The sequence below is a fragment of the Kribbella sp. NBC_01510 genome, assembly GCF_045040325.1.
Lineage (GTDB): Bacteria > Actinomycetota > Actinomycetes > Propionibacteriales > Kribbellaceae > Kribbella.
Genome location: NZ_CP109418.1, coordinates 7,971,440 through 7,984,850, shown reverse-complemented (window position 1 = coordinate 7,984,850; position 13,411 = coordinate 7,971,440). Strand labels below are relative to the sequence as shown.

At 67.9% G+C, this 13,411-nt stretch carries 14 protein-coding genes; 8 read left to right on the top strand and 6 right to left on the bottom strand.

The annotated features are described in order from the left end of the window. Position 1: 1 nt before the first annotated feature. Positions 2-451 (bottom strand): winged helix-turn-helix transcriptional regulator, encoded by a 450-nt coding sequence (locus OG558_RS39035; RefSeq protein WP_405067511.1) that lies wholly within the window; start codon positions 449-451, stop codon positions 2-4. A 137-nt stretch (positions 452-588) separates the two neighbouring features. On the opposite strand from OG558_RS39035, the gene OG558_RS39030 reads away from it, so the two are divergent. From OG558_RS39030 to OG558_RS39015, 4 genes are read left to right on the top strand one after another with little or no spacing between them, the layout of a single operon-like run. Continuing rightward, positions 589-1,500, top strand: coding sequence for a nitrilase family protein (locus tag OG558_RS39030; protein ID WP_405067510.1), 912 nt, complete (start codon positions 589-591; stop codon positions 1,498-1,500). Positions 1,501-1,504: 4 nt separating this feature from the next. Beyond that, positions 1,505-2,770 carry a hypothetical protein gene (locus OG558_RS39025; protein ID WP_405067509.1) on the top strand — a complete coding sequence of 422 codons (1,266 nt, stop codon included), beginning with the start codon at positions 1,505-1,507 and terminating at the stop codon, positions 2,768-2,770. Continuing rightward, complete coding sequence (locus OG558_RS39020) at positions 2,767-4,110, top strand: amidase (protein ID WP_405067508.1); 1,344 nt, start codon at positions 2,767-2,769, stop codon at positions 4,108-4,110. Before OG558_RS39025 ends, OG558_RS39020 begins: the two co-directional genes overlap by 4 nt. Before the next feature lie 14 nt (positions 4,111-4,124). Further along, the gene (locus OG558_RS39015; RefSeq protein WP_405067507.1) at positions 4,125-4,538 is read left to right on the top strand and encodes a hypothetical protein; all 414 of its coding nucleotides are present in this window, start codon (positions 4,125-4,127) and stop codon (positions 4,536-4,538) included. Between the two features lie 4 nt (positions 4,539-4,542). Here the strand turns inward: OG558_RS39015 and OG558_RS39010 are convergent, their stop codons facing one another. Then, complete coding sequence (locus tag OG558_RS39010) at positions 4,543-4,737, bottom strand: hypothetical protein (RefSeq protein ID WP_405067506.1); 195 nt, start codon at positions 4,735-4,737, stop codon at positions 4,543-4,545. Positions 4,738-4,941: 204 nt separating this feature from the next. Between OG558_RS39010 and OG558_RS39005 the strand changes: the two genes are divergently transcribed. Together OG558_RS39005 and OG558_RS39000 are read left to right on the top strand one after the other, a co-directional pair. Continuing rightward, on the top strand, positions 4,942-5,502 hold the full coding sequence (locus OG558_RS39005; protein WP_405067505.1) for a DJ-1/PfpI family protein: 561 nt from the start codon (positions 4,942-4,944) through the stop codon (positions 5,500-5,502). Positions 5,503-5,560: 58 nt separating this feature from the next. After that, entirely contained in the window at positions 5,561-5,884 is a 324-nt protein-coding gene (locus OG558_RS39000; protein ID WP_405067503.1) for a plasmid stabilization protein, read from the top strand. 9 nt (positions 5,885-5,893) lie between these two features. Here the strand turns inward: OG558_RS39000 and OG558_RS38995 are convergent, their stop codons facing one another. Both OG558_RS38995 and OG558_RS38990 read right to left on the bottom strand, forming a co-directional pair. Further along, a complete protein-coding gene (locus tag OG558_RS38995; RefSeq protein ID WP_405072275.1) occupies positions 5,894-6,535 on the bottom strand; it encodes a GAF and ANTAR domain-containing protein in 642 nt (213 codons plus the stop codon). A gap of 138 nt (positions 6,536-6,673) precedes the next feature. Next, positions 6,674-7,321, bottom strand: coding sequence for an HAD family hydrolase (locus tag OG558_RS38990; RefSeq protein ID WP_405067501.1), 648 nt, complete (start codon positions 7,319-7,321; stop codon positions 6,674-6,676). 62 nt (positions 7,322-7,383) lie between these two features. Between OG558_RS38990 and OG558_RS38985 the strand changes: the two genes are divergently transcribed. Further along, entirely contained in the window at positions 7,384-8,403 is a 1,020-nt protein-coding gene (locus OG558_RS38985; RefSeq protein WP_405067499.1) for a DUF4037 domain-containing protein, read from the top strand. Between the two features lie 3 nt (positions 8,404-8,406). Further along, positions 8,407-9,468, top strand: a complete 1,062-nt coding sequence (locus tag OG558_RS38980) for a mandelate racemase/muconate lactonizing enzyme family protein (protein ID WP_405067498.1) — start codon at positions 8,407-8,409, stop codon at positions 9,466-9,468. 572 nt (positions 9,469-10,040) lie between these two features. Here the strand turns inward: OG558_RS38980 and OG558_RS38975 are convergent. Both OG558_RS38975 and OG558_RS38970 read right to left on the bottom strand, forming a co-directional pair. Continuing rightward, positions 10,041-11,750, bottom strand: a complete 1,710-nt coding sequence (locus OG558_RS38975; RefSeq protein ID WP_405067497.1) for an MOSC domain-containing protein — start codon at positions 11,748-11,750, stop codon at positions 10,041-10,043. Positions 11,751-11,902: 152 nt separating this feature from the next. Further along, a complete protein-coding gene (locus OG558_RS38970; protein WP_405067496.1) occupies positions 11,903-13,354 on the bottom strand; it encodes a sulfatase in 1,452 nt (483 codons plus the stop codon). Positions 13,355-13,411 lie beyond the last annotated feature (57 nt).

Here is a 13,411-nt window from a genome sequence, read left to right as displayed (position 1 = left end):
CTCAGTGCGAGACCTTGCGGACGAAGGTGTCCGACGAGGTCACCGTGCGGCCGGTCGCGTCGATGACCTCGAGCCGTTGCAAGGGTCGTTCGTTGGCGGCGTCGAGGAGAACGGAGTGCGGCTCGCCGTCCTCGAACAGGTGATCCTCACCCCACTGCCGCAGCGCGACGACGATGCTGAACAGTTCGCGACCCTTCTCGGTGAGCGCGTACTCGTGGTAGGCGCTGCCGTCGGCGGCGGGCACCACCTCCAGGATGCTCGCGCCGACCAGTTCCTTCAGTCGCGACGCGAGGATGTTCCTGGCCAGCCCGAGGCTGCGCTGGAAGTCGCTGAACCGGGTGATCCCGTCGAAGGCGTCGCGAACGAGCAGGAGTGACCAGCGGTCGCCGATGATGTCGACCGCCCGGGCGACCGGGCACTCCGCCCCCTCGTGGCTCACGCGTCGCGCCATGTCACTCCCTTACCGATCGATCCGCCCACAAGTTTTTCTTCGCAACTGGTTGCAAGTATAAACCAGCCGCTGCTACGGTCCCTCGCATCGGTTTCAAGTTGAAACCAGTTGGTGCGGGGCAGAACAGAGGAGAGACCATGACGGAGCAGTCGGAGGCCGGCCGGGACACCAGGGTGAGCCCGGTGCGCGTGGCGGTGGTGCAGTTCGAGCCGCACGTCGGAGTGGAGAACCTGAAGGCCAACGCCACCGCCGTGGAAGAGCGGTTGACGACTGCCGCCGATCACGGCGCGGGCCTCATCGTCCTTCCCGAACTCGCGACCACGGGCTACGTGTTCGAGACCCGCGAGGAGGCGTACGCGCACTCCGAGCCGGTGCCCGGCGGCCGCAGTGTCGACATGTTCACCCGGATCGCCGCTGAGCGGGACGTCTACATCGTGGGGAACGTCGTCGAACAGTCGAACGGAAGGCTCTTCGACACCGCGGTCCTCGTCGGCCCGGACGGCTACATCGGCCGGTACCGCAAGACCCACCTGTGGAACAACGAGAAGCTGTGGTTCACCCCGGGCGACGAGGGGTTCTCGGTGTTCGACACGCGGATCGGCCGGATCGGGCTGCTGGTCTGTTGGGACATCTGGTTCCCCGAGACCGCCCGGATCGTCACCCAGCTGGGCGCCGACATCATCTGCATCCCCACTGGCTGGGTCTGGACCCCGCCGCCCCTGTACGACGCGAGCGGTGTGTGCATGGCCGCACATCTGACCATCACGGCCGCGCACGCCAACAACGTCTTCATCGCCACCGCGGACCGGATCGGTCAGGAGCGCGGCGCCGGCTTCATGGGCAACTCCCTGATCGCCGGCACGAACGGCTGGCCGGTGGACCGGATCGCCGGACCGGACGAGGACACGATCATCTACGCGGACATCGACCTCACCGCCGCGAGGACCGCCCCGATCTGGAACCAGCTCAACGACCTGCATCGCGATCGCCGTACCGATCTGTACGACCAGATGCTCGGCTATCGCGGCGCGGCGCCGCTGCCGCGGTGACGTGATGACGACGACGGTCGGCCGTCCGGGCAGCACGCTCCGGCGGTACCGGGTCGAGTACGTCGCCGGCGGCATCCTTCTCGTGGTCCTGGTCGCCTGGGTGTTTGCTGCAGGCAACGAATCCGGTGGGCAGGTGTGGGATGGCCGCTACGCCGATGCGCGGGGCCTGGCCCTGTGGTTGATCACCTCCATCAGCGAACCGCAGTACTACGCCGTCGCCTCGGCCGGCGCGTGCCTGCTCGTGGGTGGCGCGATCGGGCACCTGGCGGATCGGAGGTCATGGAAATGGCGAGGTTTCGTGCAGGCCTGCGGCACCGGGCTCTGGCCGTGGGCTGCGGGCAGCGCGATCGGGCACCTGGCGGATCGGAGGTCATGGAAATGGCGAGGTTTCGTGCAGGCCTGCGGCACCGGGCTCTGGCCGTGGGCTGCGGGCAGCGCGCTCCTGAGCTTGCTGCTGGGCACCATTGCGTGGGGGTGGACGCTGGAGCCTGGCATCTGGCAGCCCCTCTTCGTGCCGCTCGTCTCCGTGGCGCCGGCCATGGTCGTGCTCTACGGTCCCGGACGGATCGTCGGCCTGACGGCGGCCATCACCGGAGCGCTGTTCGCTCCACCGGCGTCGATCGCCGCGGTCGACCTTGTCTGCAAGCCATTGGAGCTGCCTCTGGTCGTCGGCGCAACCAGCGGGATGTGGATCGGCGCCCTCGTCGCGTTCTCTCTCGTCCGATTCCTGCCCTGGATGCCCGCGCCTGGCGCCTGGCGGGCAGCCAAGGCAGATGACCCCGATCCACGCACCGCTTCCTGGCTGTGGGTCCCACGCCGCGCGCTGGCCGACTTCACCGAAGCGCAGTTCTTCGGTAACGAATGGGCGAGCGCCGCGATGCTTGTCGGGGCCGTCGTCGCCTACGCGATCAGCCCCTCGGCGCTGGTCTACGGCTCGGGTCTCTTCCTGGCTGTCCTTGCCGCACAGGCCGTCACCGCATTGACCGGTGTCCTCATCTGGCGCAGGCGTTGGCATGCCCACGGCTTCTACCCCACATTCGTACCGGTTGTGTCGGTCGCCCCGGCCACCGTGCTGGCCTTCGGTGGGACGGTCCCAGCCGTCCTCCTGGGCGCCCTGGTCGGCGCACTCATCGCTCCGCCGGTCGCAGCTGCGATCTCGCGCCGCCTCCCGGCGTCCTTCCATCCCTTCATCGGCAACGTGGCCTCGATGAGCGTCTGTACGGCGGTCATCGTGCCTGTCCTCGGCCTGATCCCTGGAGTCGCCTCATGACCGTCACTCCCAGCATCACCGAGCTCTCGCGCGCCTTGCGCAGCGGCGAGACCTCGGCCACAGACCTGGTCGGCAGAGCGCTGCGCCGGATCCACGAGCTCAACCCGACCGTGAACGCCTTCGCGCTGATCGACGAGGAAGGTGCCTACAGTTCGGCGCGCATCGTGGACGAAGAGCGGGCAGCCGGTATCGATCGCGGCCCGCTCCACGGCGTACCGGTCGCAGTCAAGGACCTCATCGACATGGAAGGGCTCCCGACCACGTGCGGATCGGCAACCTCCTTCGGCGCCACGGCCACGGAGGATGCCGAAGTCGTCAGGCGACTGCGTGACCGCGGTGCCGTCATCGTCGGGAAGACGACGCTGCACGAGTTCGCCTATGGAGCGACTGGTGACCGCTCCGTCCATGGGCCGTCGCGCAACCCGATCGACCCCAGCAGGATGTCCGGCGGCAGCAGCGGTGGGAGCGCCGTGGCCGTAGCTGCGGGAATGGTGCCGCTCGCGATCGGCACGGACACCGCCGGTTCCGTCCGGGTGCCGGCCGCGCTGTGTGGAGTGGTCGGCTTCAAACCCACTTACGACGCGATCTCGACCAAAGGCGTGTATCCGCTGGCACCGAGCCTCGACCATGTCGGCCTGTTCGCGACAACCGTCGAGGACGTGCGCCTCGGATATGACGCACTCGCCGACCAACCGACGTACGACGCGGAGCGTGGGGGCGAGGTGGTCGGATGGATCTCGCCTCGTGACATCGCGATGACCGACCCACGCGTCGAAGCGCTGGTCCGCGATGTTCTCGACCGCTCCGGGTTCGCTGTCGAGGAAGCGCCACGGTTCCCGCGGGCGCCTGGCGACCAGACCTGGTTCGAAGCCTTCACGACGCTGCAAAGCAGCGAGGCCTTCCGCGTACACGAGCACCATCTGGACGGTGACCGCGAGCTCATCGACACCGAGGTCTTCGCACGACTCCAGGCCGGAGGGCGGGTTCAGCCTGGGCGCTACGCCCAGGCTGAACACGCTCGCGACTACCTGCGGGCAGTCGTGGATGGGATGCTGCGGGACTTCGACATCCTGGCCCTCCCGACGGTGCCGATCGTCGCACCAGAGATAGGGGCCCGCAGCATCCATGTCGCCGGCAACGACCTCGAGGTCCGGTCGGCGCTGCTTTCGCTCACCAGCCCCTGGAACCTGACCGGGATGCCGGCGATCAGCATGCCCGCCGGACACCTCGACGGTCTGCCGGTGGCGATCCAGCTTCTGGTAGCCCCCGGCAACGAACACAAGCTGTTCGCGGTAGCTCGAGAACTGCAGGCGACGCAAACCACCGCCCAGTCACGCTGAAGAGGAGAGATCTCATGCCGTCCATCCAGATCGACCTGCCGATCACCATCGACGCAGCCGCCAAACAAGCCTTGGCCCACCGCGTCGGTGTCATCTACGGAGCAACGATGCAGGTGGCCATGGACCTCCTGACGGTCTCCGTGCACGACCTGGGCGAAGGCGGCGTCTGGCGGTGCCACGAATCCGGCCCGCCCACACCCTCGGCCCTCATCATGTGCGACATCCGCCAGGGCCGCCCCGACGAAACCCGGGCAGAGCTGGCCCAGAGCCTGATCGACGTGTGCGTCGACATGTTCGACCTGGACCGGCTCTGGATGAAGGTCGAGTTCACCCAGCACGCCGGCAACGAGATGTACCACCCCCATCTCAACGGCTTCAACTCGGACTGGAAGGGCGACGAAAGACGAAGTCAGGCCCAGGCCGGATGAGGACTCACCCGACGTGAGGCCGGTGGCCCGGCTCCTGACGTGGGGCGCGCTGCTCGCTGCCGGGGATGGTTGGCAGTGGCAGCTGAGAGGCCTGGTACTGCGCCAGGTTGTACTGGCCGGTGGTGTCCGGCAGCGTCGGCGCGTGCTTGGTGTCGCCGAACCGGAACGCACCGGTCAGGTCGCCGACCGTGTCGTTCATCAGGTCCTCACATCCACGTGCTGAGGCGCCGATCATTCGGCGCTGTGCCACCGTCGGACCGCGACGTAGCTTGCCGCCGATTCCCGGATGACCACCGGGCGAACGTCCGACGACCAGCAGCAGCACCGCAGGGACCACCCTTGACCGGTGTTGGGGTGCGGAGGAGGCTGGCGGTGGTGACGGACGCTGCGAAGGAGATGCATGATGGCGAAGGTTCTGATTCTCACCGGTGATGCCGCGGAGGACCTGGAGGTGTTCTACCCCTACCAGCGGTTGCTCGAGGAGGGGTACGACGTTGACATCGCCGCGCCGGCGGTGAAGAAGCTGCAGTTCGTGGTGCACGACTTCGTGGACGGCTTCGACACGTACACCGAGAAGCCCGGCCACACGTGGCAGGCCGACGTCGCGTTCGCGGATGTGGATCCGGCCGACTACGTGGCGGTGGTGATTCCCGGTGGGCGGGCGCCGGAGTACATCCGCAACGACGCGGATTGCCAGCGGATCGTCAAGCACTTCTACGGCGAATCCAAGCCCGTCGCCCAGCTCTGTCACGGACCGCTCATTCCCGCGGCGGCCGGTGTCCTGAACGGTCGCAAGACCTCGGCGTACCCGGCCCTGGAGCTCGATATGCGCGGCGCGGGAGCCGAGTGGGTCGACGGCGACGCGGTCGTCGACGGCAACGTCGTGTCCGGACGAGCCTGGCCTGATCACCCGGCCTGGATGCGCGCCTTCATGACGATCCTGAAGGAGCACGCACCGGCGTAGACCGGGGATTGTGCTGTTGCGCGGCGGGTACCGGCGGGCTACGGGAAAGGAGTAGACCATGCCGGCAGGATCGAGCCCGAAGCGGGAGCGGCAGTACGAGCACATCAAGGCCGGGCTGAAGAAGCGCGGCCGGAGTGAGGACACCGCGGAGGAGGTCGCGGCGCGCACGGTGAACAAGGAACGGGCGCGGTCGGGTGAGGCGAAGCAGAAGAGCCGGAGCTCGACGCACGACATCTCGTCGAGCCGGCGTGGTGGGCTGCGCTCGCACACCGGGTCGAAGGGCCGGACCAAGGAGCAGCTCTACAACGAGGCGAAGCAGAAGAACGTCAAGGGCCGGTCGAAGATGACCAAGGCTCAGCTGGCGAAGGCCGTGGGGCGGTAGCCGGCCCGGTCAGCGCGGGAGCTTCCGGGTGTCGATCAGTTGCTGGGCGACGTCGCGGAGCTTGGTGTTCGTGTCCTGTGAGTAGCGCTTCAGGATGGCGAACGCGCGGTCGCCGTCGACGGCGTACCGCTCCATCAGGATGCCCATCGCCTGGCCGACCAGCTTGCGGGCGTCGACCGCGGCCGACATCGTCTGCTCGTGCCGCGCGGTCGCGAGCGCGACGGTGGCGTGGCGGGCCAGGATGTGGGCGATCGCCTCGTCGTCGGTGTCGAAGGCGTCCGGCTGCGGGCTGTACAGACCGAGTACGCCGACAGTCGGCGAGGCTGCGTCACCCAGAGCCAGCGGTACGTCGAGCACGCTGCGGACTCCGAGAGCGGTGACCTTCGCCGCCCAGTCGGGCCAGCGGGTGTCGGTCGTGGTGTCGCGGACCAGTACGGTCGCCCGGTCGCGCATCGTCGCGAGCAGCGGACCGTCCTCGCCCTTCATCTGGAACTGGTAGATCTCCGCCACGACCGGGTCCGTCACCGCCGGTACCTCGGGCTGCCCGCCGCGGGTGTACAGGGCGACGCCCGCATAGCTGCAGTTCAATGCCTGGAGCGCGAACTGGACGACCGCATCGACGGTCTCGTCCACGCCGTCCGCCTCATGCATCTCCAACGCCAACCGCGCGAAGGTCGCGGCCACGCGACCGTTCGCCTGCGCGTTCTCCACTGAGCTGTCACCGGTTGAAGCTCTCAGCCGAGCTGTGTCCTCCATAGCTCCATCATGCCCTCACTGCCCATCCCGGTGTCAGGGCTCGAGGAGGTGGAGGGCTTCGGTGACGGTGTTGGTGACGGGAGCGCCGGTGGATTCGAGGGCGGACCGGCTCATGGCGCCAGTGGTGACGAGGATGGAGTGGGCGCCGGCAGACCGGGCGGCGTGCGCGTCGTCGACCACATCACCGATCAGGACGACCTCGGCGGGATTGAGGTTCTGGGCCTCGAGGTGGCGGATCAGGCTGTCGGCTTTCGAGTCGCCACCGACGTCACCGGCCAGGCCGTCGATGCGGGCGAAGTACTGCGTGAGGCCGAACTCTTCGATGGTCGGGGTCAGCCGGGTGTGGAACCACATCGACAGCAGCGACTGACTGCGGCCGCTCTCGTTCCACTGCCGCAACGCGTCCGTCACCCCTGCTGCGAGACCGCAGGTATGCAGGAGTGCGTCGTACCGGTCGTGGAAGAGCTTGTCGACCCGAGCCCACTCCTCGTCGTCGAGCGCGCGGCCCAGGATCCGCTCGTACGTCGCCCGCAGCGGCCGCGCGTACGCCGCCTGCCACTCGGGCCAGCTCAGCTCCGCCCGGCCGAACCCGGCACACACCTCGTTGACCGCGGCCAGCACGACCTGGTTGTCGTCCAGGAGGGTCCCGTTCCAGTCCCAAACCACATGCGAAACACTCATCACCCGCGACACTCTAGACGGACGACGATCGGGTGCGACGTCGAGCTGTTGAGGAGGCAAAGGTGGAGTTTCGTGGTGCGGGGGAGCTCGGGGTCGGCTTTCACGCCGAGGTGATCGCGCCGTTGGTGGGCGAGGTCGGGTATGCGGCGGGGCTTCTGGGGTGGGGGTCGGACGTACTGGGCTATGACACCGAGCGGTCGACGGATCACGGGTGGGGTCCGCGGGTAGTGGTGTTGGTGGATGCGGGAGAGGTCGAGCGGGTGCGAGCGCTCGTGGAGACTGGGCTGCCGGAGGAGTATCAGGGCTTCGCGGTCCGATTCGGGTGGGACGGTCGGGAGCCGGGACACCATGTGACGGTCGCGACGCTGGGGGATTGGCTGCGCGGGCAGTTGGGGTTCGATGCCTCGCGGGGGATCGGCCTCGAGGATTGGCTGGTCACTCCACAGCAGCAGATTCTCGGAGTCGTTGCCGGGCGCGTGTACGCCGACGACGGCCGGCTGGAGGCGGTCCGTCAGGCCCTCGCTTGGTATCCGGATGAGGTGTGGCGCTGGCTGCTCGCGTGTCAGTGGTCTCGCATCGCGCAGGAAGAGGCGTTCGTCCAGCGCACCCACGAGGTCGGCGACGAGCTGGGGTCGCGGATCGTGGCCGGGCGGCTGGTGCGGGATGTGATACGGCTGGCCTTCCTGCAGTCGCGGACCTATGCGCCCTACTCCAAATGGCTCGGTACGGCGTTCGCCCGGTTGGGGCACGAGGACGGGCTGGACCAGGCGCTGGCGGAGGTGGTCGCCGCCGATGACTTCAGTCAGCGTGAGCGCGCCCTGGTGACGGCGTACGAACTGGTCGCCCGTCGGCATAACACCCTCGGGATCACGGAGGTGATGGACCCGTCGCCACGGCCGTATTTCGACCGGCCCGCGATGGTGGTGGGGGCTTCGCGGTTCGTCGACGCGTGCCTCGCCACGGTCGAAGATCCCCGGCTGACGAGGCTCGGGCGGTTCGGAGCGATCGATCAGTTCGCCGACAACACCGACGTCCTGAGTGCTCCGGGCGCGTACCGTCGGCTGGTCGGTCTCTATCGTTGAACGATGACACTTGCCAGGCATGTCATCAGAGCTGTCACAACCGCCGAGATCGGCCACCGGTACGTCCGTCCCGTCGGGCGCAACTCGTTCCGTGGTGATCACGGCAGTGGCGGGACGGCAACGGCGTACGTCGTCGAGACGGATCGTGGGGCCACCGGCTGGGGACTTCCCTTGTCCGCCGGGGATCCGGCGCGACTCGTGGGCCGGAATCTGGCCGAGCTGATCGACCCGGATCGAGGCGTGATCGACCCCGCGGCCGAGTTCCTCGACTATCCGCTGCACGATCTGGCGGCGCGGATCCTGCAGGTGCCCGTCTACGCGATGCTCGGGGCCGCGGGTACTCCGAGGGTCCGGTGCTACAGCGGCGGCATCTACTTCGACGATCTCGATGCGGCGGAGGGGATCGAGGTGATCCGGGCGAACCTTCGCCAGGACCACGAGCTCGGGTTCCGCGACTTCAAGCTGAAGCTCGGACGCGGGTACCGCTGGATGGACCCGCAGGCCGGCCTCGAGCGGGACATCGAGGTGACCCGGCTGGCTCGCGAGCTCCACCCGGACGCCGAGATCCTGGTGGACCCGAACGACGGCTACACGGTGAACACGCTGACGGCGTACCTGGACGCGGTCGGGGACTGCCGGCTCTACTGGATCGAGGAGCCGTTCGCCGAGCGCTGGGAGGACTTCCGTTTCCTGCGCGAGCTGCTCGGCACCTCCGGGCCGAAGATCGCGGACGGCGAGTTCGATCCGGACGAGGAGCACATCGTCAGGCTCGCGCAGGAAGGGCTCCTGGACATCGCGCTGATGGATGTCATCGGCCACGGCCTCACCGCGTGGCGGCGGACGATGCCACGCCTCGTCGACGCGTCCACCGAAGCCTCCCCGCACGCCTGGGGCCTGCCCCTCAAGACCCTGTACGCCGCTCACCTCGCCGCCGGACTCGGCAACATCCCCATCGTCGAAGGCGTCCCCGGCCACACCGAGGGCACCGACGGCGACGGCTACACGCTGGCGGACGGGCACGTAACGCTGTCGGAGCAGCCCGGGTTCGGCATCAAGTTGCCGTAGTCAACGTTTGCGTCGACGTCGCGAACGGGCAGATTGACAAGTTGGAGGGCTCTTCTGCTGGATGTGTGGGTGGTTTCGGAGCGTGTTGCGTGGTGCTCCTGGTCGGTTCCCGCTCCGTCCCGGCCTCACCCGGTGTGGTGGCGGTGCGGACTGTCGACGGTCGGCCGCTGTTGGTCGGTGCGGGTATGTCTGGGCAGCGTCACCCACCTGGATCGGCAGACTCCCCCGACCCCGATCTGACTCGAGGGAGAGGCCTGGCCATGGGTCCGTGGCGCTGGAGGGTGTGGGCACGCAGATACCGGCCCCGGGGTGCGCCCTGTTCTGTTCGGGTGGAGGGTTTTCTGCCGGTTCGGGGAGGGTTTTCCTCCCGGATCGGGCTAAAACCCTCCACGCACCAGGACTCCGACCCCACCGAACCCCACTGACCAGGTGATGGACGATTGCCTGAGCCTGGGTCGGCCAGCCGACCGCGAACACGTCCTGTCGAAAAGTCCGCTGTACCGCACCCACCCCCAGTACCACCACCCCCACCCACACATCAGTCAGAAGAGCCACTTGGAGCTTGAATTCCACTACATGTCCAGAACCAGGTCGGTGGTTGGGCGAGAACAGCAGATGAGGACCTGGCCGTCCGGCGGTGATTCCAGCGGAGTGGGGGAGTAGGCGACCTCTCCGGACAGCAACGGCGTCACGCACGTCTGGCACACGCCGGTGCGGCAACTGAAGCGCGTCGGGACGTCGCAGGCGTCGGCCAGGTCGAGCAGACTGCCCTCGCCACCTGGCGTCGAGAGGCCGCTGCGGGCGAACGTCACCAGCGGCCCGGTGCCGAGCTCGGCAGGTTGGTGGGGTGGACGCAGCGTCTGGTTGACGATGCCCGGGTTGGTCGACGGCAACGCACTGAACAGCTCGGTGTGGATCCGCTCGATCCCCACGGCGGTCAGCGCCTCGCGCATGTCCGCCATGAACGCGACCGGGCCGCAGATGTACGCCGTCGCATCGACCGGGAGCGCCAGGTCGACCAGCTTCTCCTTGGTGAGCCGCCCACCGGATGAGCTGTAGTAGACGTGCTCATGGGCATGCGGCAGCGTGCCCAGCACATCGTTCGCTTCTGCGGCCAAGGGGTGTTCCGCTGGTCCGCGGGCGGTGTAGATCCACCAAATTTCGCGAGTACTGCGCGCGGCCGCGAGCGCATGCAGCATCGCCATGACCGGTGTGACGCCGATACCGGCCGACACCAGCACGACCGGCTCGGTGCCGTCCTCGAGCACGAACTCGCCTCGCGGTGCCGCAACCTCCAGTACGGCGCCGGGCCGCAGCCGGCTGGTCAGGTAGCCGCTCGCGATCCCGTGTGGCTCGTGTTTGACGCTGATCCGGTAGCTGCCGGTCCCGGGCGTGGAGGACAGCGAGTAGCTGCGCACCGGGACCGGCTGTCCGGCGTCCGGCAACCGGAACGTCAGGTATTGGCCCGGCCGGGCCGCAGGCAGGTCCATGCCGTCGGTCGCCGCCAGCCGGATCGACGAGACGGTCGGGGTTTCGGTGACCACGTCGGTCACCCGTAACGCACGGAAGCCCTCCCAGGCGGGCGGTGTCGCCACCGATGTCCCCGCTGCCGTGAACGTACCCGCGCCGGTCGCATCGGCCTCCAGGAGTTCACGGAACGACCCCTGCCAGCCGGGGCTGAGGGCCGGGATCTTCAGGGCACGACGCACACCGTCGAGGTCTCGATGCGGGAGATAGAGCAGAGCGTCGGTGTCGGCCACGCTCAGCGCGCCCGGACCGGTCCTGGTCTTGACGATCGCGTCACCGGCCTCGACCCGGCCCTCGGTGATCACCCGGAAGTAGAACCCCGGCCGGTGGTGGGCGACCAGCAGCGCCGGCAGCTCCGGCTCGCCCATCCGCAGACCGACCCGGTAACAGGTGACCCGTGGCTGCGTCACCTCGAACTCGGCCTCGCCGATCCGGTACCGGTCGCCGATACACACCTCGTCGTCCGGCAACCCGTCGACCGTCAGGTTCTCCCCGAACTGCCCGTACACGAAGTCGTCCCGGCCGAAGTGCTGCTCCCAGTGGTGGTACGACTCGATCTGGTAGACGAACACCGCGCGTTGCTCACCGCCGTGACCGGCGGTGTCGCCCTGGCCGTCGCCGTCGAGGTTCAGCCGCCGTGCCATCACCGGACCGTCGACCTGCTCCTTCCAGACGCCCGTGAAGACGGTCTTGCCGTTCCACGAGACGTTCTTCGGTAGGCCGACATTCACCGACAGCAAACTGGCACTGGTCATCCCGAGCGTTCCTCCACGGTCAGGTTCAAGCGTCCTCGTAACCCCACGCGGCACCGCGAGCGTCGCCGATGTCGTAATCGCTGCACAAACCCTTGTAGGGACAGAATGTCTGACTCTCGACCGGTGTCAACGCTCGACCAGGTGCTGCCGCGCTAGCTCCACGGCCACGTCGGGTGCGGGGTCGACGGGCCGGTGTACGGCGTGTCCGCGTAGTGCTGCTGCAGTTCGGCGAGCTGGTCGGTCAACGCCGCACGGGTCTCGGCGTACGCCGGATCGTCCGCAAGGTTGACCAGTTCCTCCGGATCGTTGCGCAGGTCGTACAGCTCCCACTCCGCAGCGAAGATCCGGTCCGACGACCCCGGTACGCCGAGGCCCGCGCCGTAGTAATGGATGAGCTTGAACTCCTTCGTCCGTACGCCGTAGTGCGCCGGAGCGTGGTGACTCGGGTCGTCGTGCTCCCAGTACCGGTAGTAGATCGCGGACGGCCAGTCCGGAACGTCCGTTCCGCGTAGCAACGGCAGGATGCTGCGGCCCTGGGACGTCGGCAGTGCGACCGCGGCCTCCAGCCCGGCCATGTCGAGGAACGTCGCGGCGAAGTCCACGTTGGTCACCATCGCGTCGCAGGTGCCGCCGGCCGGGATCTCCGGGGGCCAGCGGATCAGCATCGGCATCTGCAGGGACTCGTCGAACATCAGCCGCTTGTCGTACCACCCGTGCTCACCGAGGAAGAACCCCTGGTCGGAGGTGTACACGACGACGGTGTTGTCGCGGAGCCCTTCGTCATCGAGGACGTCCAGCAACCGGCCGACGTTGTCGTCGATCGACTGCACGCACTGCAGGTAGTCCCGCAGATAGCGCTGGTAGTTCCACCGCATCCGCGCGTCCCGGTTCTCCGGGCCGCGCAGCTCGGCCGGCAGTTCCTCGCCGAGCTCGTCCGCACCGAGGTCGTCCGCCACCGACATCCGCACGCCGCGGACCGCCTGGCTCCGGGTGGAGTAGTCGTCGAGCAGTGTGGCCGGCTCCGGGATCGATCCGACCGGGTAGAGGTGCTTGTGTTTCTCGTCCGGAACCCACGGCCGGTGCGGCGCCTTGTGGTGCACCAGCAGCAGGAACGGCCGGTCCGGATCGCGCTGCCGGATCCAGTCGATGCTCTGATCGGTAACGATGTCCGTCGCGTAGCCGGGCACGATCCCGGCGCCGTCCGGGCCGATCATCAGCGGATCGACGTACTCGCCCTGCCCGGGGAAGACCCGCCACGCGTCGAAGTGCCGCGGGGCGGACTCCGGTCGCTCTCCGAGGTGCCACTTGCCGAACAGCGCGGTCTGGTAGCCGATGTCCTTCAGCACTTCCGCGAACGTCGGCACCCGGTAGTCGATCTCGGTGTAGATCGACGCCACCCCGTTGACATGGCTGTAGGTGCCGGTCAGGATCGACGCCCGCGACGGAGAGCAGATCGAATTGGTGCAGTACGTCGCATCCATCCGGACCCCGTCCTGGGCCAGCCGGTCCAGGTGCGGAGTGCTGTTGACCTTGCTCCCGTACGCCGAGATCGCGTGGGCGGCGTGGTCGTCGGACATGACGAAGACGATGTTCGGACCAGGCATCAGCTCACCTTAGCGGGAAGTTGTCCGGTATTGGAGATCGCTTACCGCCGGCGTCCG

Bases quoted from the DNA above. Each gene is read 5' to 3' on its own strand.
- OG558_RS39035 (WP_405067511.1), bottom strand. From the start codon at position 451: ATGGCGCGACGCGTGAGCCACGAGGGGGCGGAGTGCCCGGTCGCCCGG.
- OG558_RS39030 (WP_405067510.1), top strand. From the start codon at position 589: ATGACGGAGCAGTCGGAGGCCGGCCGGGACACCAGGGTGAGCCCGGTG.
- OG558_RS39025 (WP_405067509.1), top strand. From the start codon at position 1,505: ATGACGACGACGGTCGGCCGTCCGGGCAGCACGCTCCGGCGGTACCGG.
- OG558_RS39020 (WP_405067508.1), top strand. From the start codon at position 2,767: ATGACCGTCACTCCCAGCATCACCGAGCTCTCGCGCGCCTTGCGCAGC.
- OG558_RS39015 (WP_405067507.1), top strand. From the start codon at position 4,125: ATGCCGTCCATCCAGATCGACCTGCCGATCACCATCGACGCAGCCGCC.
- OG558_RS39010 (WP_405067506.1), bottom strand. From the start codon at position 4,737: ATGAACGACACGGTCGGCGACCTGACCGGTGCGTTCCGGTTCGGCGAC.
- OG558_RS39005 (WP_405067505.1), top strand. From the start codon at position 4,942: ATGGCGAAGGTTCTGATTCTCACCGGTGATGCCGCGGAGGACCTGGAG.
- OG558_RS39000 (WP_405067503.1), top strand. From the start codon at position 5,561: ATGCCGGCAGGATCGAGCCCGAAGCGGGAGCGGCAGTACGAGCACATC.
- OG558_RS38995 (WP_405072275.1), bottom strand. From the start codon at position 6,535: ATGCATGAGGCGGACGGCGTGGACGAGACCGTCGATGCGGTCGTCCAG.
- OG558_RS38990 (WP_405067501.1), bottom strand. From the start codon at position 7,321: ATGAGTGTTTCGCATGTGGTTTGGGACTGGAACGGGACCCTCCTGGAC.
- OG558_RS38980 (WP_405067498.1), top strand. From the start codon at position 8,407: ATGACACTTGCCAGGCATGTCATCAGAGCTGTCACAACCGCCGAGATC.
- OG558_RS38975 (WP_405067497.1), bottom strand. From the start codon at position 11,750: ATGACCAGTGCCAGTTTGCTGTCGGTGAATGTCGGCCTACCGAAGAAC.
- OG558_RS38970 (WP_405067496.1), bottom strand. From the start codon at position 13,354: ATGCCTGGTCCGAACATCGTCTTCGTCATGTCCGACGACCACGCCGCC.